The sequence below is a fragment of the Trinickia violacea genome (genome assembly GCF_005280735.1).
GTDB lineage: Bacteria > Pseudomonadota > Gammaproteobacteria > Burkholderiales > Burkholderiaceae > Trinickia_A > Trinickia_A violacea.
Window position 1 is genome coordinate 544,823 of sequence record NZ_CP040077.1, and the last position, 25,975, is coordinate 570,797.

The window sequence follows — 25,975 nt, forward strand, 5'->3', positions numbered from 1 at the left end:
GGTGGTGAGTGCGCTCGACGGAGTGTGCGCCTGGCGGCGACGGGCGGTCGCGAACTGCCGGATGAGGCTCGAAGGCCGCTATTTTATCAGGGGCGTCCGCAGGCGTCGGCGTGAGTGCGGTTGTGCGGCCGGACGCCGGCGTGGCAACGTGTCTGCGACGCTGTGGTAACGTTGATTACCTTGAACGCAGGCGGTATTTGCGCAGCAGGATGTCCGCCGCCGGATACCCGCCCTAGAAAAAACTTCCCCAATTCGAATCTGCATGTCCCGTTCTTCCCCTTCGCGCGCACCGGCTTCGACCTCGAACCGCGGCAAACCGCACACGATCCGCATCATCGGCGGCGACTGGAAACGCACGCCGCTGCCCGTGCTCGATCTCGACGGCCTGCGCCCCACGCCCGATCGCGTGCGCGAAACGCTCTTCAACTGGCTGGGCCAGCGTCTCGACGGCCAACGCTGCCTCGATTTGTTTGCGGGCAGCGGGGCGCTCGGTTTCGAGGCGGCGTCGCGCGGCGCGGCGCGCGTCGTCATGGTCGAGCGCAATGCGCGCGCGGCACAGCAGTTGCGCGCCAATCAGTCGCGCCTGCGCGCGGCAACAATCGAAATCGCCGAAGCGGACGCGTTGCGTCTCGCGGCGAGTCTCGCGCCGGGCTCGTTCGACGTGGTTTTTCTCGATCCGCCGTTCGGCGACGATATCTTGGGCCGGGCGATCGAGCTGGCCGCGCCGCTCGTCAGTGCGGACGGCTTTCTCTACGTCGAATCGGGCGTGCCGATCGAGCCCGGCGAAACGGAAGCGCTCGCGGGCTGGACGCTCGTGCGACACGGCAAGGCGGGGGCGGTCCATTATCATTTGCTGCAGCGCGAAAATGATGAATAATGCGCGTTCCAAAACAGGCGCCGGGCGGTTTGCCGTCACGTGCGTCGCTGCGGGCAGCGGCTTTTCATCGCGAGCCCGCACCCCAATCTGCGTGAAGAGAGGAGATGCTCCATGGTAGTCGCCGTGTACCCGGGTACGTTCGATCCCTTGACTCGCGGTCACGAAGACCTCGTGCGGCGCGCGTCGAGCATATTCGACACGTTGGTTGTCGGTGTCGCCGACAGCCGCGCCAAGAAGCCGTTTTTTTCGCTGCAGGAGCGTCTCGACATCGCGCGCGAAGTGCTCGGGCACTATCCGAATGTGCAAGTGATGAGCTTCAAGGGGCTCTTGAAGGACTTCGTGCGGACCAACAACGCGCGCGTGATCGTGCGCGGTCTGCGTGCCGTGTCGGACTTCGAATACGAGTTCCAGATGGCCGGGATGAACCGCTATCTGCTGCCCGACGTCGAGACGATGTTCATGACGCCGTCCGATCAATACCAGTTCATTTCGGGGACGATCGTGCGTGAAATCGCCCAGTTGGGCGGCGATGTCAGCAAGTTTGTGTTCCCGTCGGTCGAGAAGTGGCTGAAGGAAAAGGTTGCCGAGATGGCGCAGCCGTCCGCGGCGCAACCTTGATGCATGCTGCGAAGGCTGGGGCCCGGTGGGCGCCGGCCGGAACGGGGGCCCCGCATCCATCGTTGCGCATCAGGCGAGCGAGTACACTTGGGGAGAGCCCGGCGTTTTTTGTGAGTGAAGTATGGCTTTGATGATTACCGACGAGTGCATCAATTGTGACGTCTGCGAGCCCGAGTGCCCGAACGACGCAATCTCGATGGGCCCGGAAATCTACGTGATCGACCCGAACAAATGCACCGAATGCGTCGGCCATTTCGATGAGCCGCAGTGTCAGCAGGTGTGTCCCGTCGAATGTATTCCGCGCGACCCTCAGCATGTCGAAACGCCGGAGGGGCTCATGGCGAAGTACCACGCGTTGCAGGCCGCGAAGGGCGCGTAACGCGCGCTAACGGCGCTTGCTGCGCGAGAGCGCCGGCCGGCGCTCTCGCCATGCCGCTCGTTGCGAGCGGCTCGCTCATCTCGTCAGCGATTTATCCGACATAAGTCCGCAGCGCGTCGAGCAGGGCGTCGCATTGGGCGTCCGTGCCGACGGTAATGCGCAGATACGCGTCGATCCGCGGCAGCTTGAAGTGCCGCACGAAGATTTCTCTCTCGCGCAGTCTCGTGGCCAGTTGCCCGGCGTCATGTGCCGGATGCGTTGCCAAAACGAAGTTCGTGGCCGACGGCACGACACCGAAGCCCAGTTCAGCCAGTCCCGCAGACAAACGCTCGCGGCTCGCGATGACCTTCGCGCAGCTTGCGCGGAACCATGCGTCGTCCTCGTAGGCGGCCTGCGCCGCGGCTTGCGCGAGCCGGTCGAGCGGATAGGAATTGAAGCTGTCTTTCACGCGGTTCAGCGCGTCGATCAACGTGGCGTCCCCGAACGCCAAGCCTACCCGCATGCCGGCGAGCGAGCGCGCCTTCGACACGGTCTGCACGATCAGCAGATTGGCGTACTTCGCGATCAGCGACACCGCCGACTGTGCGCCGAAATCGACATACGCTTCATCGACCACCACGACCGATTCCGGATTCCCCGCGACGAGCCGCTCGATCTCGGACAGCGGCAGCGCACGCCCCGTCGGCGCGTTCGGGTTCGCGATCAGCACGCCGCCATTCGGCCCAAGGTAGTCGTCGACGCGAATCGCGAACGCTTCGTCGACCGGCACGGTCTGGTAAGCGACGTCGTAGAGACGCGCATACGTCGGGTAAAAGCTGTACGTGATGTCGGGGAAAAGAATGGGCGTGTCGTGCTTGAGCAGCGCTTGAAAAGCATGCGCGAGCACCTCGTCCGAGCCGTTGCCGACGAACACCTGGTCGGCCGAGATGCCGTGATGCGCGGCAACCGTCTCGCGCAGTTTGCGCGCGGTCGAATCCGGATAGAGGCGCAGCGTCTCGCCGCTATCGCCGAGTTCACGCCGAATCGCCTCGACGACGCGCGGCGACGGCGGGTACGGGTTCTCGTTGGCGTTCAGCTTCACCGGGTTCACGAGCGGGGGCTGCTCGCCGGGCACATACGGGGTGAGGTGCTGAACGATATCGCTCCAATAGCGGCTCAAGGGGGGGCTCCTAGGGTTGCCGGCGGGGGATATGACGTGGAACGCTTCGATCGACGAATGTCAGGCGTTGCGATGCAACTGCATCATCGCGCGCTCCAGTTCGCCTTTGACGACATGCGGCATCACGGCGAGCGAGCGCTCGATCGAGGCATCGATCGTATCCTGTTCTTCTTTGCGCGGAGGCTTAAGCACATAGTTCGCGACATCAGGTTTCGCGCCGGCGCGCGCGGACTCGGGAATCAAATCACGCGGATGTCCGATGCCGATCCGCAGCCGCCAGTACTGCTGCGACGACAGATGAGCGGTGATGTCCTTGAGCCCGTTGTGTCCGCCGCTGCCGCCGCCTAGCTTGAGCTTCACGGCGCCGGGCGGCAGATCGAGTTCGTCGTGGGCAACGACGATCTCATCCGGCAGGATCTTGAAGAAGTGCGCCACTGCGACCACCGATTGGCCCGAGCGGTTCATGTACGTCTGCGGTTCGAGCAGATGGACTTCCTCGCCGAAGAGCCGCGCCTTGGCATAAAAGCCGTGAAAGCGCCGCTCGTCGCGCAGCGTTGCGCCCGCTTCGCGCGCGAGTTGATCGACGAGCCAGAAGCCGGCGTTGTGACGGGTCGCGGTGTATTCGGCGCCCGGATTGCCGAGCCCGACGATCAGCTTGATCATGGTTCTTGTGTGGCGGCCGCGAAGCCGCTCAATGCCGAAAAGCCGAAAAAAAACCCGCCGGGCAAGCCGCGGCGGGTCACGTCGACCGTTCCAAAGAACGGATCGAGAGGATACCGATTGTTTTAGCGCTTAGGCAGCGGGCGTTTCGCCTTCTGCTGCACCAGCTTCACCTTCAGCTGCGACAGCGCCAGCCGGGATCGCCGCGGATGCGACCACCGGGTTTTCGCTTTCGACGTGGGCCACGAGCGACACGCCCTTCGGCAGCGTGATGTCCTTGGCGTGCAGCGATTGACCCGCTTCGATCTTCGCCAGATCGAGTTCGACGAACTCCGGCAGGTCAGCCGGCAGGCACTCGATTTCGACTTCGTTCAAGACGTGGGCGATGATTGCGCCGCCGGTCTTAACGGCCGGGTTGGTTTCCTGGTTCATGAAGTGAACCGGAACCTTCGTGTGGAGCTTCTTCTTCGGGTCGACGCGCTGGAAGTCCACGTGCAGCACGAGCTGACGGAACGGGTGGTATTGCACGTCGCGCAGCAGAACTTGTTGCGACTTGCCGGCCACTTCCAGGTCGAGGATCGACGAGTGGAACACTTCCTTCTTCAGGGCGTGCCACAGGGCGTTGTGATCGAGTTCGATCAGTTGCGGTTCCGAACCGGCGCCATACACGATCCCCGGGGTCTTGCCGGAAATACGCAGGCGGCGGCTCGCACCCGTACCTTGCAGATTGCGCTCAAAAGCGACGACTTTCATGTTTTTCTCCATACACTGCCCGCGACCAGGCAGTAAAAACTAAGGGCCTACACGCTCATCGCGCTGGCCCTGGACCATGCGGCATGAACCCGAATTAGCTCATGCCGATTGTGCCGACGGCGTTGCATCGGGCAACGCCGCCGGCAAATACTTTACGTTTGCTTCAAGCTTCGGCGAACAGCGACATCACCGAATCGCCGCGGCGAATCCGCGAGAACGTTTCGGCGAGCAGCCCCGCGCACGACAGCGAACGGATCTTCGAGCAGCCGCGCGCTTCGTCGGAGAGGGGAATCGTATCCGTGACGACGAGCTCGTCGAGTGCCGAACCGGCGATACGCTCGCCCGCGCCGCCCGACAGCACCGGGTGCGTCGCATACGCGAAAACCTGTTTTGCGCCGCGTTCCTTCAGCACTTGCGCTGCCTTGCAGAGCGTGCCGGCCGTGTCGACCATGTCGTCCATGATCACGCAGGTGCGGCCTTCGACTTCACCGATGATGTTCATCACCTCGGCAACATTCGCCTTCGGACGGCGCTTGTCGATGATCGCGAGATCGCAGTTCAACTGCTTCGCGAGCGCTCGGGCGCGCACCACACCACCGACGTCCGGCGACACGACGAGCAGATTTTCATAGTTCTGCTTGCGCAGATCGCCGAGCAGAACGGGCGTTGCGTAGATGTTGTCGACGGGGATGTCGAAGAAGCCTTGAATCTGGTCGGCGTGCAGATCCATCGTGATGATCCGCTCGACGCCGGCAATCTCCAGCATGTTCGCGACGACCTTCGCCGAAATCGCGACGCGCGCCGACCGCGGGCGGCGATCCTGGCGCGCATAGCCGAAGTAGGGGATGGCGGCGGTGATCCGGCCGGCGGATGCGCGCTTGAGCGCATCGACCATGATCATCAACTCCATCAGGTTGTCGTTCGTCGGTGCGCACGTGGATTGCAGGACGAAGACATCCTTGCCGCGCACGTTTTCCTGAATCTCGACCTGGATCTCACCGTCCGAGAAACGGCTGACCATCGCTTTACCGAGGGGAATACCGAGGATTTTGACGACTTCCTGAGCGAGCGCGGGATTCGCGTTGCCAGTAAAAACCATCAGGCCGTCATGGCTGCTCATCGTGCACCTGCTTCAGCTGGAGGCGGGAAATGCGAAGAATATTTGGCAGGGGAGGAAGGACTCGAACCCTCGCATGCCGGAATCAAAATCCGGTGCCTTAACCAACTTGGCGACTCCCCTACACTAACTTTGAGCTTCACCGGGTGTGTAGGACATCCCGATGATGCGAAACCTTATGCCGCGAAAGCAAAGAGTGGATGCGTATCCAGACTCGCTGTTACTGCGCTTGCCCAATCGGACGGCAGCTTGGCTTGCGCCGCTTCTGCTTCGCCGAGACTTGGGAACGCGGCAAAAACACTAGAGCCGGACCCGGTCATCCGCGCGGGGGCGATGTCAGCAAACCATTCGAGCACCCGGGCAACTTCCGCGTATTTTCCCACGACAACTTGCTGCATGTCATTTCGACCGAAACCGTCTGGCCAATTTTCGCTGCAGTTATGCTGTGCAAGAAAGTCCGTAATTGTGAGGGCTTTTGAATCCCTTGTCAACGATTTATCGGAAAAAATCGCAGCAGTCGGAACATGCACCCTCGGCGTCACCACGAGAAAGTAACGCGGCGGCAATTGTACAGCCTGAAGCGCTTCTCCGACACCCTCCGCGAATGCATTTTTTCCAAATACGAAGAATGGAACATCGGCGCCGAGCCGGAGCGCGAGACCTTGCAGCACGTTGCGCGGCAAGTCGAGCTTCCAGAGGCGGTTGAGCGCGAGCAGCGTCGTTGCGGCGTCGGAGCTGCCGCCGCCCAGGCCCGCGCCCATCGGCAGGCGTTTGTCGATCTCGATATCGACGCCCGCGCCGGTGCCGGTCTCCTCTTTGAGGAGCGCAGCCGCGCGCACGACGAGGTCGCTCTCTTCCGGCACGCCGGGAACGTCGGTCTTGCGGTGGATGCGTCCGTCGAGGCGCAGCGTGAAGTGCAGACGGTCACCCCAATCGAGCAGTTGGAAGACCGTTTGCAGTGCGTGATAGCCATCGGGCCGGCGGCCCGTGATGTGCAGAAAGAGATTGAGCTTCGCTGGAGCCAAGCAATCCCGCAGGGACTGGTTCGTTTCGATCATGCGTTAAAGCGGAAAAAGCGGCAGAAAGTGCGGCGAATCATGCCACGACGAGTGCGCGATCATTGGTCGAGCACGAGCTTGATATCGAGCGGAGGATCCTGGCGCATCAGGTTAAGTCGTTTGACGCCAGTGGCCGGCGCATCGGCGTACGCGAGATAGCTGATCGTCCAGCCGTCCTGATCGATCTCCTTCAAGCGCGTGGCCTGCTGCGGATCGGGCACCGTCGTTGCCCTTGATGTAGGTGCCGGCGACGGCTGCAGCCAATAGCGCAGGCCCTCGACCGGCAGCGCAAATCCGAGCGCATTCTGCATCAGGGTGGCGACATTGTCGGCCGTCATCGGCTGACGATTCGGCAGCTCCAACGTCGCCGAAGCCGGCGACGACGTGACGATCGCCATCGTTTGCCCAAGCGGGTTGAGCAACTGCAGTGTCACTGTATCGCCGTGTTCCTGCCAGTCGAAGTTGCCGTAGGCGTTGCGCTGCTTACCGTATTGATCGACGTATTGAATCGCGAAGCGGCCGTGGTAGGCGCGCGTGGTTTGCGTCGAAAGCGCGGTGGCCGCGTTGGAGGTCGACGGCCCGTGCGGAGTGACCGAGGCGCAGCCCGCGAGCGCGACAACGGCGGCCGACGCCAGCGCAAACGCCGCGCCGCGCCAGCGCACGGTGCCGACGGTTAAACGTGAGACATGCATCAGAGATCGTTCACCTGGAAGCGTTTGAGCGTTTTGACGAGCGTGTCGTTATCGGGCTCGAGCTTTTGCGCGTCGCGCCATGCGGCGCGCGCTTGATCTTGCTCACCGCTCTTCCACAGCACTTCACCGAGGTGCGCGCCGATTTCCGCGTTCGGCTGCAGGTTGTACGCTTTGCGCAGCAGCTTTTCGGCATCGCTGGTATCGCCCAGGCGGTACTTGACCCAGCCGAGGCTGTCCATGATGAACGCATCGTTCGGCGCAAGCGCCGACGCCTTCTCGATCAACTTGTCCGCTTCCTGGAGACGCTGATTGCGATCGGCGAGCGAGTAGCCGAGCGCGTTATAGGCCTGCGGGTTGTCCGGCTGCGCGCGGATTAGCAGACGCAGCTGCGATTCCATCAAGTCGTAGTGACCGTTCTTCTCGGCCGCCATCGCGTAGTCGTACACGATGTCCGGATCGTCCGGGTAGTCTTGGGCTGCCTGCTGCAAGCGGGCTTCGGCTTCCGGATAGCGCTTGGCGTCGAACAGAATCGCGGCGTCCGTGCGCGCGATCACCGCTTGATCACGCGGGTCGGAAGATTGCAGATTGGCGAGCACCTTGCGCGCATCGTCGGTCTTGCCCTGCTTCGCGAGCAGTTGAGCGCGCGTGATCTGCGCCGGAATGTACTGCTGGCTCTTCGGCGTGATCTTGTCGAGCCATTGGCCAGCAGCCGCTTCGTTCTTCTGTTCGAGCGAAAGCTGCGCCAGATAGATGTACGCCTGGCCCGCATCTGCGCCGGGCGTGTTTTCCGCAAGCTGTGCGTATTGCGACAGATACTTCTGCGCGTCGTCGTATTTCTTTTGCTGGACTTTGATGAGACCCAGGGCCATCAGCGGCGTCAGATCCTTCGGGTTGTCGGCGCGCATGATTTCGAACTGCTTTTGCGCGTCGTCGAGGCGATCGCTCGCGAGATACAGCTGCGCCAGCGCGAGCCGGGCATCGTGCGATTTGGGATTCTGCTGAACGTACTTTTCGAACGACGCGATCCCTTCGTTGCGTTCGTCGGGGCCCATCTGCGCGAGCGTGAGCGCGGCCGGCAGATAGTCGGGCTTCAGCTTGAGCGCTTGCTCGAGCGAAGCGCGCGCACCGGGCTGATCGTCCGCGACGAGCTGCTGACGGCCGATCGCGAGCTGCGCTTCCGGACGGTTGAGGTCGTTCTTCAGCAGGTCTTGCAAGACATGCAGGCCGCCGACCCGGTTGGGGCCGCGCGACAACAGCACTTGCAGCGCGAGAATCGCAGTGCTGCGGCTTTCCGCCGGCACTTTCGCGAGTTCGCGGGCGAGCAGCGGCGAGGCGTCGTCGGGCTTGCCCGACAGCACGAGCAGCGAGGCGTCGAGCTGCGCCGCGCGCTCCGAGCTCGGCGCGTACTGCTGCCAGAGCTGCGCCGCGGCGAGCGCGTCGGACGGGCTTTGCGCCGTCAGCGCGATTTCGGCGGCACGCTCCGCCATGCGGGGATCGCGCGTATCGCGTGCGAGCGCAAGATACGTCTGGAAGGCGGGCGCCGGCTGGTCGCGCTGCAGCGCGATTTCCGCGGCGAGCACCTGGAAGACGATCTGGCTCGTCAGCTGAACGTCCGGCAGATCCTTTTTCTCGTCGGCCGATGCAGGCGCGAACATATCCGGCGCGGAGACCGAGTTGTCGTCCGAAGTGGCCGACGGGTCTTGCGCGTACGCGGGATTCAAGGCGAGCGCCCAGGCTGCGAGGACCGTGGCGCCGAGGAGGCGGCGGGCTGGCAGCGCGCGCTTCGCAGCGTGCTCGGCAGGCCGGGCGGATGCTGCGGCCTGGCGCTTCGAAAACAGCTTCAGGGACAAGATCATGGAAATCCGTTCAATGTTTCGGTCGATTGTAACGCGCTCGCTACAATACACGCACAATCGACCACGCAAGTTACACACCAGTCAGACATGCCCGAGCTTCCAGAAGTTGAAGTCACCCGGCGCGGAATCGAGCCGTACGTTGCCGGGCGCCGCGTCGAACGAGTCGACGTGCGGACTCGGGCGCTGCGCTGGCCGGTGCCCGCGGATTTCGCGAGCACGCTGGCCAGGCAGTTGATCCGCAAAGTCGAGCGGCGCGGCAAGTATCTTCTGTTCGAAATCGATGACGGCTGGTTCATCGTCCATCTCGGCATGACTGGCACCCTGCGCGTGTTGCGGCATATGGCCGAGCCGCCCGCGCCTGCGAAGCACGATCACATCGACTGGATTTTCGACGAATTTATTCTGCGCTTCCGTGACCCACGCCGCTTTGGCGCAGTACTTTGGCATCCGCGCGAGGCGGGCGATGTGCTCGAGCATCCGCTGCTTGCCGCGCTGGGCGTCGAGCCGTTCTCGCCCGAGTTTTCCGGAACCCTGATGCACCGGCGCACGCGAGGCCGAAAGGTTTCCGTCAAGCAGGCGCTGCTAGCGGGGGATATCGTGGTCGGTGTGGGCAATATCTACGCGTCCGAAAGCCTCTTTCGCGCGGGCATCCGGCCGACGACCTCCGCCGGGCGAGTCTCGCTCGCGCGCTACGATTTGCTTGCCGCCGCAGTGCGTGCAACGCTTGCCGCCGCGATCGACAAAGGCGGCAGCACGTTGCGCGATTTCGTCGGCAGCGACGGCGAAAGCGGATATTTTCAGCTCGACTATTTTGTCTATGATCGCGCAGGTCTGCCGTGCCGCGTGTGCGGCGCGCCGATCAAGCAAATCGTCCAAGGGCAGCGTTCCACTTATTTTTGTCCTCATTGCCAGCGTTGATGCCGGCGCCGAACTCATTCCTCATGTCTCATCCTTTCGCCTCGTCCGATTCGCGCCTTCAATCCGATTTCGCCGTGCGCCTGATCGCATGGCAGCGCGAGCATGGGCGTCACGACCTGCCGTGGCAGAACACGCGCGATCCGTATCGGATCTGGCTCTCGGAGATCATGCTGCAGCAGACGCAGGTCTCGACAGTGATTCCCTACTACACGCGTTTTCTCGCGCGTTTTCCCGACGTTGCGGCGCTCGCCGCCGCTCCGCTCGACGATGTGATGGCGTTGTGGGCCGGCCTCGGCTATTACTCGCGCGCGCGCAATCTGCATCGCTGCGCGCAGGCGGTCGCCGAGCAACATGGCGGGTCGTTTCCGACGACCGTCGAAGCGCTCGCCGAGCTGCCCGGAATCGGACGCTCGACGGCTGCGGCGATTGCGTCGTTTGCGTTCGGCGCGCGCGCGCCGATTCTCGACGGCAACGTGAAGCGCGTGCTCGCGAGGGTGTTCGGAGTGGAAGGTTTTCCCGGCGAGAAGCGCATCGAGAACGCGATGTGGACGCTGGCCGAATCGCTCTTTCCAATGGACGGCAGCGACGACGACATCAGCGCGTACACGCAAGGCTTGATGGACCTCGGCGCCACGCTGTGCGGACGCGGGCGGCCCGAGTGCGCGCGCTGTCCTTTCGCGGCGGATTGCGTCGCGAATGTGAGCGGCAGGCAGCGCGAGTTGCCGGCGGCGCGTCCCAAGAAGACGGTGCCGACGCGCCGCACGTGGATGCTCGTGCTGCTCGACGGCGCTTCGGTGCTGCTGGAGAAGCGCCCGCCTGTCGGCATCTGGGGCGGGCTGTGGAGCCTTCCGGAAGCCGCCGACGAAGCCGCGCTTGCGAAGCGTGCTCGCGCGTTCGGCGGCTCGCGCGCGCCGGAACATCTCGCGCCGTTCACGCACACGTTCACGCATTTCAAGCTCGAGATCGAGCCGCGCGTGGCCGATGTCGATGCCGGTCATTCGAGCGCACATCTCGAGGCCGGCGACAGCGAGACCTCATGGGTGCCTCTTGCGGATATCGACGCATACGGTCTGCCCGCACCCGTGCGCAAGCTGCTGGATTCGCTTCAGGGATCGTTGCTATAGCTTCGCGAAGCCGTGTTGGCTGGCGTCGACGCTTATAGCAGTTGATGCTGCTGCATGTAGTGATGGACGACGTCGATGCGCGCGCCCGCGTCGCGAAGCTCCATTAACTTCTGACGCGCACGCAGCGGAATCTGCAGCACTTCCGACAAGCGGTTCGACACCCACGTCGGATCGTCGAAACGAAACGGCTCGCCAAATGGCAGGCTTTGCGGCTCGCGCTCGCGGATCGTATCGATGATGCGTTCGAGCACTTCCGCGCATGCGCCGAATTTCGCGAGCGCCTCGGTGCCTTCAAGCGGAATGTCGTCGGGCAGCGGCTCCGCCATGCCGACGAGGAGCCCGCTCGGTTCGACTCGATGCGACAGCAGCCGAAAGCGCTGCGTGCCGCGCGCACGAATCAGCAGCATGCCGTAGGCATCGACGTCGCATTGTTCGATTTTGGCGAGGCAGCCGATCGCCTCCGGTACCGCCGGTTCGTCAGGCCGCGCGACCTCGGCGCCGCTTTTGAGCAGGCAGACTCCGAACGGCGTCACATCGCGCAGACAGTCTCGCGCCATGTCCAGGTAACGCGCTTCGAAAATCTTCAAGGGCAAGAGCCCGTCAGGGAAGAGCACCGTATGCAGCGGGAAGAGCGGCAAATCGGCAAGCACGGCAGGAGTAGAGGACATGGCGCAACGCTAGAAAAGGCCGCGCAATGCGGCAAGTTAGGCCACCAGGCGCGACGATTCTCCAACGTCGATCGGCGCATCTCGATGCCGCACAATCACGTTTGCCTCACTCGCGAGACGCGCGGCAAGCGTCTCGGCGATGAATACGGAACGATGCTGTCCTCCGGTGCAGCCGATCGCGACGGTCAGATAGCTGCGATTGTCGTCGCGAAAGTGCGGCAGCCACTTCCTCAGAAACACCTCGATGTCGTCGATCATCTCGTGCACGACGGGCAACGCGTCGAGAAAATCGATGACAGGTTGGTCGAGTCCGGTGAGAGGGCGCAACTCGTGGTCGTAGTACGGGTTCGGCAGCGTGCGCACATCGAAGACGAGATCGGCGTCGAGCGGCACGCCGCGCTTGAAGCCGAACGATTCGAACATCAGCATCAGGCCCGCATGCTCCTGTTCGATGAAACGCTTGACCCATGCGCGCAATACGTTCGCGCGCAGATTGCTGGTGTCGATCTGATGGCCGAACTCGGCGAGATCGGCGACGAGCTCGCGCTCGCGCTCGATCGCCTCTTCGAGCGAAGTCATGAGACCCACGTCTGCGTCGTGCGCAGGCGAGCCCGATAGCGGGTGACGGCGGCGCGTTTCGGAAAAACGCTGAATCAGCGCTTGCGTGCTCGCGTTTAGGAACAACACCCGGACGTCGTGATCGCTCGCCAGATTGCGGATGATGGCGGGCATGTCGCTTAGCGACGCGCTCGAGCGCGCGTCGATGGCGACCGCGAGGCGCTCCTGACCGTCGTTCGCCAGATATTCGGCGAGCGCGGGCAGAAAACGCGGCGGCAGATTGTCGACGCAGTAGTAGCCAGAGTCTGCGAGCGCGTTCAAAGCAACAGACTTGCCGGAGCCGGAAATGCCGGTGATCAGAACAATGCGCATGGAGAAAAATCCGTTCGTTTCATCATAGCACCGGACCCAGCCTGCCGCGCCCCCATGACAGCGTTGTTGGCCGCCGCTCCGGCGTCAAATCAGCTTGCCGGGGAACTGGCTTTCCGGGTCCTGCATCGCGAGGCGCTGGCGGTCCATGAAGTCGCGCAAAGTATCGATGCCGCGCAGCTGCAGGATCGTGTTGCGCACCGCGGCCTCGACAAGAACCGCGAGGTTGCGGCCCGCCGCCACCTGGATCGTGACCTTGCTGATTGGCAGGCCGAGCACGTCGACCGTCTGGCTTTCGAGCGGCAGACGCTGGAACTCGCCGTCTGGCCGGCGCACCAGTTGCACGATCAGCTTGAGCTTCATTTTGCGGCGTACCGCGGTTTCACCGAAGATCGTCTTGATGTCGAGGAGGCCCAGCCCCCGCACTTCGAGAAGGTTCTGCAGAAGCGGCGGGCAGCGGCCTTCGACGAAGTCCGGGCCGAGTCGCACGAAGTCGACGGCATCGTCCGCTACGAGGCCGTGGCCGCGGCTGATCAGCTCAAGGCCGAGTTCGCTCTTGCCGAGACCCGAGTCGCCGGTGAGCAGCACGCCCATGCCGAGAATGTCCAGGAACACGCCGTGCAGTGTCGCGCGCGGCGCGAGAATGCGCGACATGTAGAGCCGCAGATTGTCGATGACCGCTGCCGCCGACATCGGCGTCGTGAAGAGCGGCGTCGACGAGCGCGTGCAGCGCAGGACGAGCTCAGGCGGCGCCGCGATGCCGCCCGCGACGACCAGGAACGGCGGCTCGAGCGCGATCAGCTCGGCCATGTGGCGCGAACGGTCTTCGTCGGTTTGGCGCTGATAGTAGTTGATCTCGGCGTCGCCGAGCACCTGGATCCGGTTCGGGTGGATCAGGTTCAAGTGGCCGACGAGGTCGGAACTGGCGGTCGCCGTGGCGACGGTTTCGGTCGAAAAGCCGCGCTCCCAGCCTTCATGGCCCGTCAACCAGCTCAGTTTGAGCATGGAGGCGTTGTCGTCGAAGATGCTTTGGGCGTTGATGCTGGACGTGTCCATGAATCCGTGACTCCAAGTTGCCAGGCCGCTTTATCGATCGACCTCCTGGCGGCCGGTTCGGTCGGCTAACGTAACGGTTCCGGGTGCGCCCGCTCGCGCATCGCACCGGCCGGCGCAATGCGCATTGCTCTGTTACACCCTCAAGGGTGCCACTGGGTGAGCAGCCGATGCAACTCCGCGGCGCTAGGCTCCGAATGCAGGCGTTCGCGCGCTTCGCGGTCGGACAGCAATTGCGCGATTTCCGAGAGGATCTCCAAATGTTGCTGCGTGGCCTGTTCCGGCACGAGCAGGAAGATCAGGAGCGAGACCGGCTGGCCGTCCGGCGATTCGAACGGAATTGGCTGCTCGAGCCGCACGAAGGCGGCGAGCGGGTGCTTCAGCCCCTTGATGCGGCCGTGCGGAATCGCGACGCCTTCGCCGAGTCCCGTCGAACCGAGGCGTTCGCGCGCAAACAGATTGTCGGTGACCGTGCTGCGCGCGATCCCGTTTTGATTTTCGAAAATCAGGCCCGCTTGCTCGAATACGCGCTTCTTGCTGGTAACGGATAGTCCGACGACGACGTTTTCGAGGGGAAGGAATTTGGCTAAACGATTCATGTTGGCAGGCGGACGCGTGGCCTGGATTCTCCTCGCGGCAACTGACTGGTTGTCCATATTCGCAGTGCTCACACGGAATTGCGCGCGAGACTGAATTGTTCCGAACGTCTGGCGACCCCGATAATAACCGGGACATTATAGAACAGCGCGAGCGTCGATGGTGCAGCGCGCCATCCGTTGCCGCGCGGTGTCGTTTCGCTGCCGAAAAGCGCGACTTCGAGCGCGGGTTCGGCGCGCCGCCAGACGAAAAAACCGCCCGGAAACGGGCGGTTTTTCAGGGGTGACGAATGCTTCTTCAAGAATTCGCTACTGCGGGCGGCAGCTCGATGTGGGACGCCTCCGGATGATGCTTGATCGCGTGGTGTTGATGCTCTTGGAGACGATCCTTGTGCCGGATGACTTGCCTGTCGAGCTTGTCGACCATCAGGTCGATCGCGGCGTAGAGGTCGCCGTCTGCGCTTTCGATAAAGATGTCTTTGCCCTTCAGATGGAGATTGATTTCGACCTTCTGACGCTTTTCCTTTTCCTTGTGATTGTCGACCGAGAGGACCACATTGCCATCGATCACCTGATCGAAATGTCTTAGCACCTTGTCCAGTTTGGTGATCACGTATTCCCGCAACGCTGGCGTTACTTCGAGATGGTGTCCACTGATCTTCAGATTCATAGTGCTCTCCAAACGAATGGCCGCCTGACACCGATTGGTGCGGCAGTACCGGTCGGGAGCGGCCCGCTCGAGTCATCACCCCGTGACTGACGAGCGGCGGGTCGTATCGGCCGGCCTTCTCCGCCAACAGCATCGCGGCCGGAAAATGCCCACCGCAAAAAGCAGCGAGCTACAAAGACTTGCGCAAATTCACTGCGGGAATCTTGAGGGCTTCGCGGTACTTGGCAACCGTGCGGCGTGCGACCACGAATCCTTGTTCCGCCAGCAGTTCGGCTATGCGGCTGTCTGAAAGAGGAGATTTGGTGTCTTCAGCTCCTATCAGTTGCTTGATGAGTGCGCGAATGGCCGTTGATGAGGCCGCGCCCCCCGTATCGGTCGAAACGTGAGATCCAAAGAAGTACTTAAATTCAAGCGTCCCAAACGGGGTAAGCATGTACTTCCCGGTTGTCACACGCGAGACCGTTGACTCGTGTAGCCCCAGCGTATCAGCTATTTCCCGCAAAACCAAGGGGCGCATCGCAATTTCGCCGTGCGTGAAAAAGTTCTTTTGACGCTCCACAATGGCTTGCGCGACCCTGAGAATCGTCTCGAATCGTTGTTGAATATTTTTGATCAGCCAACGCGCTTCTTGCAGCTGTTGACGCAGCGAGCCACTGCCGGGATCGCCCCGGCTGTTGCGCAAAATATTCGCGTAAAGGTGATTGATGCGCAGCCGCGGCACCACCTCGGGATTCAGTTCGGCCTGCCAGCCTTGTGCAGTTCTTCTCACCATGATGTCCGGCACGACGTAGTCGGCCTCGGCCTTGCCGTAGGCGGCGCCGGGGAAGGGTTCGAGCGAGCGGATCAGCGCGTGGGCGTCGCGCAGGTCGTCGTCATTGGCCTTCAGTTGTTTGCGCAGGCGCGTGAAATCGCGTGCCGCGAGCAGTTCCAGATGATGGGCGACGATTTCGAGTGCGAGCGTGCGCGTAGGAGATGCGTCGAGGCGATGCAGTTGCAGCTTCAGGCATTCGGAAGCCGTGCGTGCACCGACCCCGGCCGGATCGAAGCTGTGCAGCAGTGCCAAGGCGGCGTTCAATTCGTCGAGATCGACTTCGAGCTCTTCCGGCAAATCGGCGAGCACTTCATCGAGCGAGGCGGTCAAGTAACCGTCGTCGTCGAGCGATTCGATCAGGAACGTGATCAGCGCGCGGTCACGTTGGCTCGCTTGCGTGACGCGCAGTTGCGCCATCAGGTGGTCGCGCAGCGTGGTCGTCGATTCGTGGATTTGCAGCGGCGGCAAGTCGTCGTCATCCGACGCGTTGCCGGAGCGGCCGTAGTCGTCGAGATTCCATTGGCTCGCGTCGGAGCCGCTGTCCGAGGCTAGACCGTTGTATTCGTCGACGCTTTGCGGTTCGCCGCCGTCGGCATTTTCGGCAGGGCTCGAGGAATTCGACGCGCCGGGCATCGGCTCGGGACTGCTCGCGTTCGGCGTTTGCGCAATCACCGACCCGTCCGCCGCGACGCGCAGCGGACTCGCGATCCATTCGTCTTCGCTTTCGAGCAGCGGATTTTGCGCGACCGCCATCGCGACTTCTTGTTGCAGTTCGAGCGTAGACAACTGCAGCAGCCGGATCGACTGCTGCAGTTGTGGCGTCAGCGCGAGATGCTGCGATAGGCGGAGTTGGAGGCTGGCTTTCATGGCAAGTTGAATTTCATTGTAGAGAGTTTGCCACGCGAGCGAAACCTCGCGACGCCTGGAAATAGCGTATTGACGGTTTGCGTTCGGGAAGGCGGGGCGCGAGCCCCGTAAAAATTGCTGATCGCGGGCCTAAGCCCGGCGGGGAGGCGGTCGGCGTGGCGGCTGCCGCGGCGGCGCGGTGCGCGCCGCCGTTACATCCGGAAATGTTCGCCGAGGTAGACGCGGCGCACGCTTTCGTTTTCGATGATGTCGCTCGGTGCGCCGGCGGCCAGCACGCTGCCGTCGCTGATGATGTAAGCGTGGTCGCAAATCCCGAGCGTTTCGCGGACGTTGTGGTCCGTGATGAGCACGCCGATATTGCGCTGCTTCAAGAATTTAACGATCTTCTGAATTTCCAGAACGGCGATCGGGTCGACGCCCGCGAACGGTTCGTCGAGGAGAATGAAGCTCGGGTTCGTCGCGAGCGCGCGCGCGATTTCGACACGGCGGCGTTCCCCGCCCGAAAGCGACAGCGCCGGATTCTCGCGCAAGTGCGAAATCTGGAGTTCGTCGAGCAGCGCTTCGGTGCGTTCGGTGATCAGCGCTTTCGACAACCGTTTGCCGTGCTCGTCGAGCTGCAGCTCGAGCACGGCGCGGATATTTTCCTCGACCGTGAGCTTGCGGAAGACGGACGCTTCTTGCGGCAGATACGAGAGCCCGAGCGACGCTCGCTTGTGAATCGGCAGCAGGCTGATCGAGTTGCCGTCGAGGACGATTTCGCCGGCGTCGAGCGGCACGAGGCCGACGATCATGTAGAACGACGTCGTCTTGCCGGCGCCGTTCGGCCCGAGCAGGCCGACGACTTCGCCGCTTTTCACGTCGAGCGAGACGTCCTTGACGACTGTGCGCGACCCATACCGTTTTTTCAGGCTGCGCACCACCAGGGAGCTCGTCGTGCCTGGCGCGTTGCGGTTGGGCAGCGTGTGAGTCGCGGCAGCGGCGGGAGTTGACAGGGTGTTCACTGCGGCAGAGTTCCTTGAATCTGGGGCGACGGCGCGAGCGTGGCCGACGCCCCGTTGAGCGGCGCGGCGCCGCCCGACTTGGGCGACAGCATGGCACGCACGCGGCCGCTCGGGTTGCCGGGGCCTGCTACGTCCTTGCCGGCCTTCGCAGTATAGAAGTCGTTTTGGCCGTCATAGGTAATGACGCTGCCGTGGACTTCGTCCATCAGCGTCGAGAGGCCCTGCAGGCGGCGCACCGTCGCGTTGGTGGTGAGCGTGGTCAGGTCCTGCTTGCCGTCGTAATTGATTTGCACGGCCGTGCCTTCGATGTATTCGTCGACACCGTCGCGCTTCTGGCGGAAGTACGAGAGGTTTTTGCCGGACGACGTGCCGACGGCGTACTGATAGCCCTGCGGGTCCTGCGTCACATCGACCCGGTCGGCGCGGATCACGATCGTGCCCTTGGTGGCGACGACGTGCCCCGTGAAGATGTTGATCTGCTTCAGATCGTCGTAAGTCATGTTATCCGCTTCGATATTGAGCGGTTTGTCGCGATCGGCGCGCTCGGCGTGCGCGAGCGGGGCCACGCCGAAGCAGGGCAGCGCGACGAGCGCCGCCGTCAGTCCAGCGCGTACCGCGCGGCGCGCGAGCGACGCGCGTGCGCGGCCGAGGTCAAAACGAGAGAACGATTCGTTCATGCAGTCACGCTAGGATTAGATGGCCCGGGTTACTTGGACGAGCCGCCGCCGACGTCCGACGCGGCAATCGCGCCTTTGACGTTGCCGAAAAGCTGCATCACCCGGGTGACGTTGTTGTAATGCATGCCGTTTGCCGTCGCCACGGAAAGGCCGCGCCGAAGTTTAACCGGCTTTTCGGTCTCGATCACGTCGTCGTTGACGAGCACGCGGAAATGTGACGAGTCGGCCTGCATTTCCGGGTCGCCGTTGCCCGGCGCGCGCAGGATGCGGGCATTGTCGTACAGATCGACGATCGAAGCGTCGCCGTTGACCGTGCCGCGCAGGCCCGTGGCCGTCACGATCGGCTTGCCGGGCTGGAATGCGCGGATGGCTGGCATCGTCAGATCGCTGTTTTCGTCGTCTTCATAGTGGACCATTTTCGTCGCTGTCAGCCGGTACTGCGTGCTGCCGGTCTGGTCGAGCTCGGAGACCGAGAAGTTGTCGGCGAAATAGTCGGGCGAATGGCCTTTGGGCTTTTCGGGCTGCGTCGCCGGCGTTTGCGTGGCTTCCAGCAGCCAGTATGTGACACCCGCCAGCAGCGCCATCGCGAAGAGGGCGACCAGAGACGTGATTCGGGACTGATTCATCCGGGTCAGGCTCCGCAGGCGGCCGCGAGCAGCGCGTCGTAGCGGTTTTGGGCGCGCAGGATCGTCTCGCAAAGCTCGCGCGCGGCGCCGTGGCCGCCGCGTGCGTGGGAGACCCAGTGCGCGCGCGAGATCACCTCGGGGTGCGCGTTGGCCGGCGCGGCCGCGAAGCCGCACTGGAGCATGACCGCGAGATCGGGCCAGTCGTCGCCCATATAGCCGCATTCTTCACGCGCGACGCCGGTCGCCGTCAAGAGATCCGCGAATGCGCGGCGCTTGTCTTCCACGCCTTGATACAGATGGTTGATGCGGATTTCCTGCGCGCGGACCTGCACGATGCCCGACTTGCGGCCCGTGATGATCGCGGTGACGATGCCGGCTTCGCGCAGCAGCTTCAGGCCGTGGCCGTCGAGCGAGTTGAACGACTTCATCGTGTCGCCCTCGGCCGTGAACAGCAGGCCGCCGTCGGTGAGCACGCCGTCCACGTCGAAAATCATCAGCTTGACGCGGCTCGCGCGTTCGGCGACGGTCAGGGGCGATGCGTTCATCTCAAATCACCTTCTTCGAAAACAGGTCGTGCATGTTGAGCGCACCAATCAGCTTGCCCGCTTCGTCGACGACGAGCATCTGGTTGATCCGATGGCGCTCCATCAGTTCCACCGCTTCGACGGCCAGATGATCGGCGCCGATCGAGCGCGGGGCGCGCGTCATCACCTCGGCGATCGGCAGCTCGCGGAAGTCGCCCGTGCGTTCCAGCACGCGGCGCAGGTCGCCGTCGGTGAAGATGCCTTCGACGCGGTCGTGTTCGTCGACGATTGCCGTCATCCCCATGCGCTTCGCGGTCAGCTGGAAGAGGGCGTCGCGCACGGTGGCGTTGTCGAGCACCTTCGGCAGCTGGTCGCCCGTGCGCATCACGTCGCGCACGTAGGTGAGGAGGCGCCGGCCGAGCGCACCGCCGGGGTGCGAGCGCGCGAAATCGTCAGCGCCGAAGCCGCGCGCGTCGAGCACCGCCATCGCCAGGGCGTCGCCGAGCGCGAGCGCGGCCGTCGTGCTGGACGTCGGCGCGAGGTTCAGCGGACAGGCTTCCTTCGAAACGCCGGCGTTCAGGTGCACGTCGGCGAGCTTCGCGAGGCTCGATTCGGGGCGGCCGGTAATCGCGATCAGCTTGGAGCCGAGGCGTTTCAGCAAAGGCAGAATCGAAATCAGCTCTTCCGATTCGCCGGAATTGGACATGGCGATGAACACGTCGTCGGCGGTCACCATGCCGAGGTCGCCGTGGCTCGCTTCGGCCGGATGCACGAAAAATGCGGGCGTGCCGGTGCTTGCCAGCGTAGCGGCGAGTTTTCGGGCGATGTGGCCGGATTTGCCGATGCCTGATACGACGACGCGTCCGCGGCAACTCAAGAGGAAATCGACTGCGCTGACGAAGCCGTCGTCGAGTTGATTGCGAAGCCCGCGCACGGCGTCAGCTTCGATGTCGAGCACGTCCCGGGCGAGCGCCAGCGCCCGGTCGCCATTGATTTTCGCTATCATTCGCGGAGTATAGCAAAAGGCGTTTGTTCGCCGCGTCAGGCCCCCTGTGCCTGTCTGCTGCCTTCCCCGGCTCCAACATCCCGTCCCGAATGCGTGATTTCCGCGCCCGAGACGGGTTCCGCTGACGAACGAGGACGCTTAGCCCGTGGTGATTTCGCCGCTCGAGATGACGCTGTTTCTGCTGCTCGCTTCGGTGGCAGGCGTCGTCCTATTCCGTTTCCTGAATCTGCCGCCGATGCTCGGCTATCTGACCGTGGGGATCCTGGTCGGCCCGAACGCGCTCGGCATTGCTCCGGATACGGTTCGGGCACAGCATCTCGCCGAGTTCGGCGTCGTGTTCCTGATGTTCTCGATCGGGCTCGAGTTCTCGCTCACGAAGCTGCGCTCGATGCGCACGCTCGTGTTCGGGCTCGGCTTGCTGCAGGTGATCGGCACGGTGGCGATCGCGGTGATACTCGGGCTCGTCTTCGAGCGCTGGGTCCATATCACGTGGCAGGGCAGCGTCGCGCTCGGCGGCGCGCTGGCCATGTCGTCGACGGCGATCGTCAGCAAGATGCTCGCCGAACGGCTGGAGATCGAGACCGAGCATGGCCGCAACATCTTCGGCGTGCTGCTGTTCCAGGATCTGGCGGTCGTGCCGCTCCTCATCATCATTGCCGCGCTCGGCGGCGATTCGAAGAGCCTCGTGGCGACGCTCGGCGTCGCGGCGATCAAGATTGTCGTCGCGCTGTCGCTGCTTCTGATCGTCGGGCAGAAGTTCATGACGCGCTGGTTCAACGTCGTCGCGCGGCGCCGCTCGCAGGAGCTGTTCGTGCTGAACCTGCTGCTCGTCACGCTCGGCGCCGCGTTCATCACCGACAAGTTCGGCCTCTCGCTCGCGCTCGGCGCGTTCATTGCCGGGATGCTGATCGCGGAAACGCCCTACCGGCATCAGGTCGAGGAGGACATCAAGCCGTTTCGCGACGTGCTGCTCGGTCTCTTCTTCGTGACGACCGGCATGCTGCTCAATCCGCGCGTGCTCATTACGCATCCGTTCGTCGTGCTGGCGTTCCTGATCGGGCCGATCTTGCTGAAGGCGGTCATGATCACGGGCCTCGCGCGCGTGTTCGGGGCGACGCCGGGCGTCGCGATGCGCACCGGCATCGGGCTCGCGCAGGCCGGCGAATTCGGCTTCGTGCTCTTGAACCTGATCCTCGACAAGCACCTCGTCGACGCGACGCTCCTGCAGGCGATTCTCGCGTCGATGCTGCTCTCGATGCTCGCGGCGCCGTTCCTGATCCAGAACGCCGATCGCATCGTGCTGCGCTTGTCGTCGACTGAATGGATGATGCAGTCGCTGCAAATGACGCGCATCGCCACCCAAAGCCTAAAGCAAAGCGGCCACGTGATCATCTGCGGCTATGGCCGCGCGGGGCAGAACCTAGCGCGCATGCTCGAGCACGAGGGCCTCTCATATGTCGCGCTCGACCTCGACCCCGATCGCGTGAGCGCCGCGGCCACCGCCGGCGAATCGGTCGTGTTCGGCGATGCGGGGCGGCGCGAATCGCTGCTCGCGGCCGGTATCCACCGGGCCGCCGCGATCGCGATCACCTACGCGAACACGCCTTCCGCGCTGCGCGTGCTGCACAACATCCACGAACTCGAGCCGACGCTGCCCGTCATCGTGCGCACCGTCGATGACGCCGACCTCGAAAAGCTCCTCGCCGCCGGCGCAACCGAGGTGATTCCCGAGATCGTCGAAGGCAGCCTGATGCTGGCGTCGCACACGCTCGTGCTGATGGGGGTGCCGATGCGGCGCGTCGTGCGGCGCGTCGAGGAAATGCGCGACGAGCGCTACAGTTTGCTGCGCGGCTATTTCCACGGCGCCGACGACCTCGGCGACGAGGACGGCCACGAGCAGGTGCGGCTACAATCTGTGCCGGTCGACGAGAACTCGGATGCGGTCGGGCGCTCGCTCGAAGAACTCGGTCTTGCCGACATCGGCGTCGAAGTGACGGCCATTCGCCGGCACGGCATTCGCGGTGTCGAGCCTGGCCCCGAGACGAAGCTGCGCGCCTCCGATATCGTGGTGCTGCGCGGGCTGCCCGAGGCGCTGGCGATCGCCGAGGAGCGCATTTCGCGTCATCGCCGCGCGGGGGCTTCCGCCACTTGACGCGGCGCCGGGTGCACGCCGTCGACTCGCTTTCCTACCGGCCTTGCCGGTTTTTTATCGTTTTTCGGGCCGTCGCGTCGCGCGCAAAGCACGAGCGACAGGCCGTTTTTTCGCGGAGACATCCATGTCCAACGCACGCACCGGTGCGCCCATCGACGCGGCCGAGTTCATCAAGAGCCAGATTCGCACGGTCCCGGACTGGCCCCAGGCCGGTGTGCAGTTTCGCGACATCACGCCGCTTTTGCAGCGGCCCAAGACGCTGCGCATGCTGACGGACCTGCTGGTCGAGCGCTACGTCGAGGCGAAGCTCGACTACGTCGCCGGGCTCGATGCGCGCGGCTTCATCATCGCGCCGATCATCGCCTACGAACTGAATCTCGGCTTCATTCCGATCCGCAAGATCGGCAAGCTGCCGTACCGGACGGTGTCCGAGTCGTACGAACTGGAATATGGCAGCGCAACTGTCGAGATTCACGAAGACGCGTGCCGCGCGGGCGATCGTGTCGTTATCATCGACGACTTGATCGCGACAGGCGGCACGATGATGGCCGGCAAGAAGCTGCTCGAGAGGCTGGGGGCCGTGGTCGTCGAGGGCGCGGCGATCATCGATTTGCCGGATCTCGGCGGCTCGAAGCTATTGCGCGGCAACGGTTTGCCGCTGTACACGATCACCGAATTTTCCGGCCATTGATTTCCTGGCTTTTCATGTCGTGTTTCGCACGGAGCGCTTGAGCGATGCCTAACTTCCTGCTGTTTCTCGCCACGTCGGTCGCCATCACGATGGCGCCGGGTCCGGACAATCTTCAGGTGCTCGCACGGGGCATCTCGCAGGGGCGTGCCGCGGGCTTCGTCGCCGCGCTCGGCTTTGCCGCCGGCATCACGTTTCATACGACGCTTGCTGCGTTCGGCGTGGCCGCGCTGCTGCGCTCGTCGCAGGTCGCGTTCGAAGTCGTCAAGCTCGCGGGCGCCGCGTATCTGATCTGGATCGGCATCAAAGCGTTGAGAAGCCAGGGGCTCGCGACCGCGCATGAGCGTCCGCCACAGGCGCTTGGCGTCGTGTTCCGGCAGAGCGTGATCGGCAACATGATGAACCCGAAGGTGACGCTCTTCTTCGTGGTGTTCCTGCCGCAATTCGTCGAACCGCACGGCGCGCAGAGCGTGATGGTGCAGATGCTCGAGTTGGGTGTGTTGTTCATGCTGCAGACGGTCGTCGTGTTCTCGGCGTTCGGTGTCTGCGCAGGCATGATCGGCAACTGGCTGAAGCGCCGGCCGCGCGTCGGCGTGTGGCTCGACCGGCTTGCCGGCGCGACCTTCATCGCGCTCGGTCTGCGCATCGCGTTGCGCGACTGACGCGGCAAGCAGGAGCCTTCGTTCATGACTTTGTCTTGCATTGCCGCCGCGCGGCGCTTCGATGCGCGTGCGCATCGGCCGTTCTGGATCGACGGACAGCGTGTCGGCTGGATTCGCGAAGCGGACGTGCCGCTGCTCACGCGCTGGCCCGATGTGTTCGATATCGATGCGGCGCGCGTTGCGCTCGCGGCGCGCTTCGACAGCAGCGTCGATTCGCGCTCGGCCGCGCTCGGCGCGGTGATCGGCGCGCTCGCAGCCGACGGCCGCATTCCCGGCTGGCGCGACGAAACCTACGCGATCCGCAATGCGTTCGGCGACGCGCCGCTCGCCTTCATCGAGCGCGCCGCGTCGCGTTTCTTCGGCACGATGACCTACGCGGTGCACCTGAACGGCGTCGTAAGACACGCGGACCGTGCGCCGCAAATGTGGATCGCGCGCCGCAGCGACACGAAGGCGACCGATCCCGGCATGCTCGATAACGTGGTCGCCGGCGGCATCGGCTGGGGCTTTGGCATCGCCGAGACGATCGTCAAGGAGTGCTGGGAAGAGGCGGGCATTCCCGAGGAAATCGCCGCGAAGGCGTTGGCCGGGCGCACCGCTCACGTGCTGCAGTCGATTCCCGAAGGCACGCAGGCCGAGCAGATCTTCATCTACGATCTGCCGCTGCCCGAGGATTTCGTGCCGCACAACCAGGACGGTGAAGTCGGCGAGCATCGGCTCGCGCGCATCGACGAAGTCGCACAATGGATCGACGACGGCGCGATGACCGTGGACGCGAGTCTCGCGACGCTCGATTGCCTGTTGCGTCATCAATGGATCGATGAAGAGGCGTGCGTGGGCATTGATGTGTTGTTTGCTCCGCCGGCTTGATCGTGCGGCCCGCGCGCCAATCACCGAACTACTGCTTATAGCGTCTAGAAGGGAGTTCCAAGGTCATGTCGACCGAACACAGCTTTATTTTGAAACTGTCGTGCCCGGACCGGCCCGGCATCGTTCATGCCGTCTCGGGCTTCCTGTTCGAGCGCGGCAGCAACATCCTCGATTCCGCGCAATTCGGCGACAGCCGCACCGGCGAGTTCTTCATGCGCGTGCACTTTCAGCAAGTGGGCGGCGACCCGGGCCTCGACGCGCTGCGCGAATCGTTCGCGGCGCTCGCCGAGCGGTTCACGATGCGCTGGGAGCTCCATGACGCGTCGGTGAAGCCGCGTGTCGTGATCATGGTGTCGAAGATCGGTCACTGCCTGAACGACTTGCTGTTCCGCAACCGCACCGGTCAATTGCCGATCGAGATCGGTGCGATCATTTCGAACCACACCGATTTCTATCAGCTTGCCGCGAGCTACAACATCCCGTTTCACCACTTCCCGCTGACCGAATCGACGGCGAGCGCGAAAGCGGCGCAGGAAGCGCGCGTGCTGGAAGTGATCGAGCAGCATGAGACCGATCTTGTCGTGCTTGCGCGCTACATGCAGATTTTGTCGCCGCAGCTGTGCGAGAAGCTCGCGGGCCGCGCGATCAACATCCATCATTCGTTCCTGCCGAGCTTCAAGGGGGCGAAGCCGTATTACCAGGCGTTCGACCGCGGCGTGAAGCTGATTGGTGCGACCGCGCACTACGTGACGACGGATCTCGACGAAGGTCCGATCATCGAGCAGGAAGTGGAGCGGGTGGATCACAGCATGACGCCGGATCAACTGACCGCGATCGGCCGCGATGTGGAATGCGTGACGCTCGCGCGCGCCGTCAAGTGGCATGTCGAGCACCGTATCGTGTTGAATGGGACGAAGACGGTGGTGTTTCGCTGATCGGTCGCGCGCGGTTGCGCGTTCATCGATA

29 protein-coding genes and 1 tRNA gene are annotated in these 25,975 nt (G+C 63.5%); 10 read left to right on the top strand and 20 right to left on the bottom strand.

Annotated features, from left to right (window positions below; translation table 11 throughout):
- The first annotated feature begins 262 nt into the window (after nt 1-262).
- The 3 genes from rsmD to FAZ95_RS02370 all read left to right on the top strand — a co-directional run bounded on the left by rsmD (nt 263) and on the right by FAZ95_RS02370 (nt 1,874).
- Nucleotides 263-877, top strand: a complete 615-nt coding sequence (rsmD, locus tag FAZ95_RS02360; protein ID WP_137330975.1) for a 16S rRNA (guanine(966)-N(2))-methyltransferase RsmD — start codon at nt 263-265, stop codon at nt 875-877.
- A 111-nt stretch (nt 878-988) separates the two neighbouring features.
- Nucleotides 989-1,495 (top strand): pantetheine-phosphate adenylyltransferase, encoded by a 507-nt coding sequence (gene coaD / locus FAZ95_RS02365; protein WP_137330976.1) that lies wholly within the window; start codon nt 989-991, stop codon nt 1,493-1,495.
- Nucleotides 1,496-1,616: 121 nt separating this feature from the next.
- A complete protein-coding gene (locus FAZ95_RS02370; protein WP_137330977.1) occupies nt 1,617-1,874 on the top strand; it encodes a YfhL family 4Fe-4S dicluster ferredoxin in 258 nt (85 codons plus the stop codon).
- 91 nt (nt 1,875-1,965) lie between these two features.
- On the opposite strand, the gene hisC is transcribed toward FAZ95_RS02370, so the two are convergent.
- The 8 genes from hisC to FAZ95_RS02415 form a co-directional block, all read right to left on the bottom strand.
- Nucleotides 1,966-3,033, bottom strand: coding sequence for a histidinol-phosphate transaminase (gene hisC / locus FAZ95_RS02375; protein WP_137330978.1), 1,068 nt, complete (start codon nt 3,031-3,033; stop codon nt 1,966-1,968).
- 60 nt (nt 3,034-3,093) lie between these two features.
- Nucleotides 3,094-3,696, bottom strand: coding sequence for an aminoacyl-tRNA hydrolase (gene pth / locus FAZ95_RS02380; protein WP_137330979.1), 603 nt, complete (start codon nt 3,694-3,696; stop codon nt 3,094-3,096).
- A 129-nt stretch (nt 3,697-3,825) separates the two neighbouring features.
- On the bottom strand, nt 3,826-4,446 hold the full coding sequence (locus FAZ95_RS02390) for a 50S ribosomal protein L25/general stress protein Ctc (RefSeq protein WP_137330980.1): 621 nt from the start codon (nt 4,444-4,446) through the stop codon (nt 3,826-3,828).
- A gap of 163 nt (nt 4,447-4,609) precedes the next feature.
- Nucleotides 4,610-5,566, bottom strand: coding sequence for a ribose-phosphate pyrophosphokinase (locus tag FAZ95_RS02395; protein WP_137330981.1), 957 nt, complete (start codon nt 5,564-5,566; stop codon nt 4,610-4,612).
- 43 nt (nt 5,567-5,609) lie between these two features.
- Nucleotides 5,610-5,686 (bottom strand) — tRNA-Gln (locus FAZ95_RS02400).
- A 53-nt stretch (nt 5,687-5,739) separates the two neighbouring features.
- Nucleotides 5,740-6,621 carry a 4-(cytidine 5'-diphospho)-2-C-methyl-D-erythritol kinase gene (ispE, locus tag FAZ95_RS02405; protein ID WP_137330982.1) on the bottom strand — a complete coding sequence of 294 codons (882 nt, stop codon included), beginning with the start codon at nt 6,619-6,621 and terminating at the stop codon, nt 5,740-5,742.
- A gap of 59 nt (nt 6,622-6,680) precedes the next feature.
- Complete coding sequence (gene lolB, locus FAZ95_RS02410; RefSeq protein ID WP_137330983.1) at nt 6,681-7,313, bottom strand: lipoprotein insertase outer membrane protein LolB; 633 nt, start codon at nt 7,311-7,313, stop codon at nt 6,681-6,683.
- Nucleotides 7,313-9,169 carry a tetratricopeptide repeat protein gene (locus FAZ95_RS02415; protein ID WP_137330984.1) on the bottom strand — a complete coding sequence of 619 codons (1,857 nt, stop codon included), beginning with the start codon at nt 9,167-9,169 and terminating at the stop codon, nt 7,313-7,315. The genes lolB and FAZ95_RS02415 overlap by 1 nt, the downstream gene beginning before the upstream one ends.
- 87 nt (nt 9,170-9,256) lie before the next feature.
- Here FAZ95_RS02415 and mutM point away from each other — a divergent pair, with 87 nt between their 5' ends.
- Together mutM and mutY are read left to right on the top strand one after the other, a co-directional pair.
- Complete coding sequence (gene mutM / locus FAZ95_RS02420) at nt 9,257-10,087, top strand: bifunctional DNA-formamidopyrimidine glycosylase/DNA-(apurinic or apyrimidinic site) lyase (protein WP_137330985.1); 831 nt, start codon at nt 9,257-9,259, stop codon at nt 10,085-10,087.
- A 23-nt stretch (nt 10,088-10,110) separates the two neighbouring features.
- A complete protein-coding gene (mutY, locus tag FAZ95_RS02425; RefSeq protein ID WP_137330986.1) occupies nt 10,111-11,211 on the top strand; it encodes an A/G-specific adenine glycosylase in 1,101 nt (366 codons plus the stop codon).
- Nucleotides 11,212-11,243: 32 nt separating this feature from the next.
- On the opposite strand, the gene FAZ95_RS02430 is transcribed toward mutY, so the two are convergent.
- From FAZ95_RS02430 to kdsD, 12 genes are all read right to left on the bottom strand, one after another.
- Nucleotides 11,244-11,879 (bottom strand): LON peptidase substrate-binding domain-containing protein, encoded by a 636-nt coding sequence (locus FAZ95_RS02430; RefSeq protein ID WP_137330987.1) that lies wholly within the window; start codon nt 11,877-11,879, stop codon nt 11,244-11,246.
- A gap of 36 nt (nt 11,880-11,915) precedes the next feature.
- Nucleotides 11,916-12,809: an RNase adapter RapZ gene (gene rapZ / locus FAZ95_RS02435; protein WP_137330988.1), complete on the bottom strand. Its 894-nt coding sequence runs from the start codon at nt 12,807-12,809 to the stop codon at nt 11,916-11,918.
- Between the two features lie 84 nt (nt 12,810-12,893).
- Nucleotides 12,894-13,862: an HPr(Ser) kinase/phosphatase gene (hprK, locus tag FAZ95_RS02440; protein ID WP_137330989.1), complete on the bottom strand. Its 969-nt coding sequence runs from the start codon at nt 13,860-13,862 to the stop codon at nt 12,894-12,896.
- A 140-nt stretch (nt 13,863-14,002) separates the two neighbouring features.
- Nucleotides 14,003-14,515 (bottom strand): PTS IIA-like nitrogen regulatory protein PtsN, encoded by a 513-nt coding sequence (gene ptsN / locus FAZ95_RS02445; RefSeq protein WP_137334390.1) that lies wholly within the window; start codon nt 14,513-14,515, stop codon nt 14,003-14,005.
- A gap of 11 nt (nt 14,516-14,526) precedes the next feature.
- The gene (locus FAZ95_RS02450; protein ID WP_137330990.1) at nt 14,527-14,757 is read right to left on the bottom strand and encodes a hypothetical protein; all 231 of its coding nucleotides are present in this window, start codon (nt 14,755-14,757) and stop codon (nt 14,527-14,529) included.
- On the bottom strand, nt 14,754-15,125 hold the full coding sequence (gene hpf / locus FAZ95_RS02455) for a ribosome hibernation-promoting factor, HPF/YfiA family (protein WP_137330991.1): 372 nt from the start codon (nt 15,123-15,125) through the stop codon (nt 14,754-14,756). Before hpf ends, FAZ95_RS02450 begins: the two co-directional genes overlap by 4 nt.
- 169 nt (nt 15,126-15,294) lie before the next feature.
- Nucleotides 15,295-16,803 (bottom strand): RNA polymerase factor sigma-54, encoded by a 1,509-nt coding sequence (locus FAZ95_RS02460; RefSeq protein WP_137330992.1) that lies wholly within the window; start codon nt 16,801-16,803, stop codon nt 15,295-15,297.
- Nucleotides 16,804-16,994: 191 nt separating this feature from the next.
- The gene (gene lptB / locus FAZ95_RS02465; RefSeq protein ID WP_437437727.1) at nt 16,995-17,795 is read right to left on the bottom strand and encodes an LPS export ABC transporter ATP-binding protein; all 801 of its coding nucleotides are present in this window, start codon (nt 17,793-17,795) and stop codon (nt 16,995-16,997) included.
- 5 nt (nt 17,796-17,800) lie between these two features.
- Nucleotides 17,801-18,481: a lipopolysaccharide transport periplasmic protein LptA gene (gene lptA, locus FAZ95_RS02470; protein ID WP_137330993.1), complete on the bottom strand. Its 681-nt coding sequence runs from the start codon at nt 18,479-18,481 to the stop codon at nt 17,801-17,803.
- 29 nt (nt 18,482-18,510) lie between these two features.
- On the bottom strand, nt 18,511-19,107 hold the full coding sequence (gene lptC / locus FAZ95_RS02475) for an LPS export ABC transporter periplasmic protein LptC (RefSeq protein WP_137330994.1): 597 nt from the start codon (nt 19,105-19,107) through the stop codon (nt 18,511-18,513).
- Between the two features lie 5 nt (nt 19,108-19,112).
- Nucleotides 19,113-19,652, bottom strand: a complete 540-nt coding sequence (locus FAZ95_RS02480) for a KdsC family phosphatase (protein WP_137330995.1) — start codon at nt 19,650-19,652, stop codon at nt 19,113-19,115.
- Nucleotide 19,653: 1 nt separating this feature from the next.
- On the bottom strand, nt 19,654-20,637 hold the full coding sequence (gene kdsD, locus FAZ95_RS02485) for an arabinose 5-phosphate isomerase KdsD (protein ID WP_137330996.1): 984 nt from the start codon (nt 20,635-20,637) through the stop codon (nt 19,654-19,656).
- 148 nt (nt 20,638-20,785) lie between these two features.
- Here kdsD and FAZ95_RS02490 point away from each other — a divergent pair, with 148 nt between their 5' ends.
- The 5 genes from FAZ95_RS02490 (at nt 20,786) to purU (ending at nt 25,944) form a co-directional block, all read left to right on the top strand.
- Nucleotides 20,786-22,789: a monovalent cation:proton antiporter family protein gene (locus FAZ95_RS02490; RefSeq protein WP_137334392.1), complete on the top strand. Its 2,004-nt coding sequence runs from the start codon at nt 20,786-20,788 to the stop codon at nt 22,787-22,789.
- Nucleotides 22,790-22,913: 124 nt separating this feature from the next.
- The gene (locus FAZ95_RS02495; RefSeq protein WP_137330997.1) at nt 22,914-23,480 is read left to right on the top strand and encodes an adenine phosphoribosyltransferase; all 567 of its coding nucleotides are present in this window, start codon (nt 22,914-22,916) and stop codon (nt 23,478-23,480) included.
- 44 nt (nt 23,481-23,524) lie between these two features.
- The gene (locus FAZ95_RS02500) at nt 23,525-24,139 is read left to right on the top strand and encodes a LysE family translocator (protein WP_137330998.1); all 615 of its coding nucleotides are present in this window, start codon (nt 23,525-23,527) and stop codon (nt 24,137-24,139) included.
- Nucleotides 24,140-24,163: 24 nt separating this feature from the next.
- On the top strand, nt 24,164-25,009 hold the full coding sequence (locus tag FAZ95_RS02505; protein ID WP_137330999.1) for an NUDIX hydrolase: 846 nt from the start codon (nt 24,164-24,166) through the stop codon (nt 25,007-25,009).
- 65 nt (nt 25,010-25,074) lie between these two features.
- Complete coding sequence (gene purU, locus FAZ95_RS02510) at nt 25,075-25,944, top strand: formyltetrahydrofolate deformylase (protein WP_137331000.1); 870 nt, start codon at nt 25,075-25,077, stop codon at nt 25,942-25,944.
- Nucleotides 25,945-25,975: the final 31 nt, after the last annotated feature.

What these genes read in the sequence shown, in the direction of transcription:
- rsmD (WP_137330975.1), top strand. Translation starts at nt 263, where the DNA reads ATGTCCCGTTCTTCCCCTTCGCGCGCACCGGCTTCGACCTCGAACCGC.
- coaD (WP_137330976.1), top strand. Translation starts at nt 989, where the DNA reads ATGGTAGTCGCCGTGTACCCGGGTACGTTCGATCCCTTGACTCGCGGT.
- FAZ95_RS02370 (WP_137330977.1), top strand. Translation starts at nt 1,617, where the DNA reads ATGGCTTTGATGATTACCGACGAGTGCATCAATTGTGACGTCTGCGAG.
- pth (WP_137330979.1), bottom strand. Translation starts at nt 3,696, where the DNA reads ATGATCAAGCTGATCGTCGGGCTCGGCAATCCGGGCGCCGAATACACC.
- FAZ95_RS02390 (WP_137330980.1), bottom strand. Translation starts at nt 4,446, where the DNA reads ATGAAAGTCGTCGCTTTTGAGCGCAATCTGCAAGGTACGGGTGCGAGC.
- FAZ95_RS02395 (WP_137330981.1), bottom strand. Translation starts at nt 5,566, where the DNA reads ATGAGCAGCCATGACGGCCTGATGGTTTTTACTGGCAACGCGAATCCC.
- ispE (WP_137330982.1), bottom strand. Translation starts at nt 6,621, where the DNA reads ATGATCGAAACGAACCAGTCCCTGCGGGATTGCTTGGCTCCAGCGAAG.
- lolB (WP_137330983.1), bottom strand. Translation starts at nt 7,313, where the DNA reads ATGCATGTCTCACGTTTAACCGTCGGCACCGTGCGCTGGCGCGGCGCG.
- FAZ95_RS02415 (WP_137330984.1), bottom strand. Translation starts at nt 9,169, where the DNA reads ATGATCTTGTCCCTGAAGCTGTTTTCGAAGCGCCAGGCCGCAGCATCC.
- mutM (WP_137330985.1), top strand. Translation starts at nt 9,257, where the DNA reads ATGCCCGAGCTTCCAGAAGTTGAAGTCACCCGGCGCGGAATCGAGCCG.
- mutY (WP_137330986.1), top strand. Translation starts at nt 10,111, where the DNA reads ATGTCTCATCCTTTCGCCTCGTCCGATTCGCGCCTTCAATCCGATTTC.
- FAZ95_RS02430 (WP_137330987.1), bottom strand. Translation starts at nt 11,879, where the DNA reads ATGTCCTCTACTCCTGCCGTGCTTGCCGATTTGCCGCTCTTCCCGCTG.
- rapZ (WP_137330988.1), bottom strand. Translation starts at nt 12,809, where the DNA reads ATGCGCATTGTTCTGATCACCGGCATTTCCGGCTCCGGCAAGTCTGTT.
- hprK (WP_137330989.1), bottom strand. Translation starts at nt 13,862, where the DNA reads ATGGACACGTCCAGCATCAACGCCCAAAGCATCTTCGACGACAACGCC.
- ptsN (WP_137334390.1), bottom strand. Translation starts at nt 14,515, where the DNA reads ATGGACAACCAGTCAGTTGCCGCGAGGAGAATCCAGGCCACGCGTCCG.
- hpf (WP_137330991.1), bottom strand. Translation starts at nt 15,125, where the DNA reads ATGAATCTGAAGATCAGTGGACACCATCTCGAAGTAACGCCAGCGTTG.
- FAZ95_RS02460 (WP_137330992.1), bottom strand. Translation starts at nt 16,803, where the DNA reads ATGAAAGCCAGCCTCCAACTCCGCCTATCGCAGCATCTCGCGCTGACG.
- lptA (WP_137330993.1), bottom strand. Translation starts at nt 18,481, where the DNA reads ATGAACGAATCGTTCTCTCGTTTTGACCTCGGCCGCGCACGCGCGTCG.
- lptC (WP_137330994.1), bottom strand. Translation starts at nt 19,107, where the DNA reads ATGAATCAGTCCCGAATCACGTCTCTGGTCGCCCTCTTCGCGATGGCG.
- FAZ95_RS02480 (WP_137330995.1), bottom strand. Translation starts at nt 19,652, where the DNA reads ATGAACGCATCGCCCCTGACCGTCGCCGAACGCGCGAGCCGCGTCAAG.
- kdsD (WP_137330996.1), bottom strand. Translation starts at nt 20,637, where the DNA reads ATGATAGCGAAAATCAATGGCGACCGGGCGCTGGCGCTCGCCCGGGAC.
- FAZ95_RS02495 (WP_137330997.1), top strand. Translation starts at nt 22,914, where the DNA reads ATGTCCAACGCACGCACCGGTGCGCCCATCGACGCGGCCGAGTTCATC.
- FAZ95_RS02500 (WP_137330998.1), top strand. Translation starts at nt 23,525, where the DNA reads ATGCCTAACTTCCTGCTGTTTCTCGCCACGTCGGTCGCCATCACGATG.
- FAZ95_RS02505 (WP_137330999.1), top strand. Translation starts at nt 24,164, where the DNA reads ATGACTTTGTCTTGCATTGCCGCCGCGCGGCGCTTCGATGCGCGTGCG.
- purU (WP_137331000.1), top strand. Translation starts at nt 25,075, where the DNA reads ATGTCGACCGAACACAGCTTTATTTTGAAACTGTCGTGCCCGGACCGG.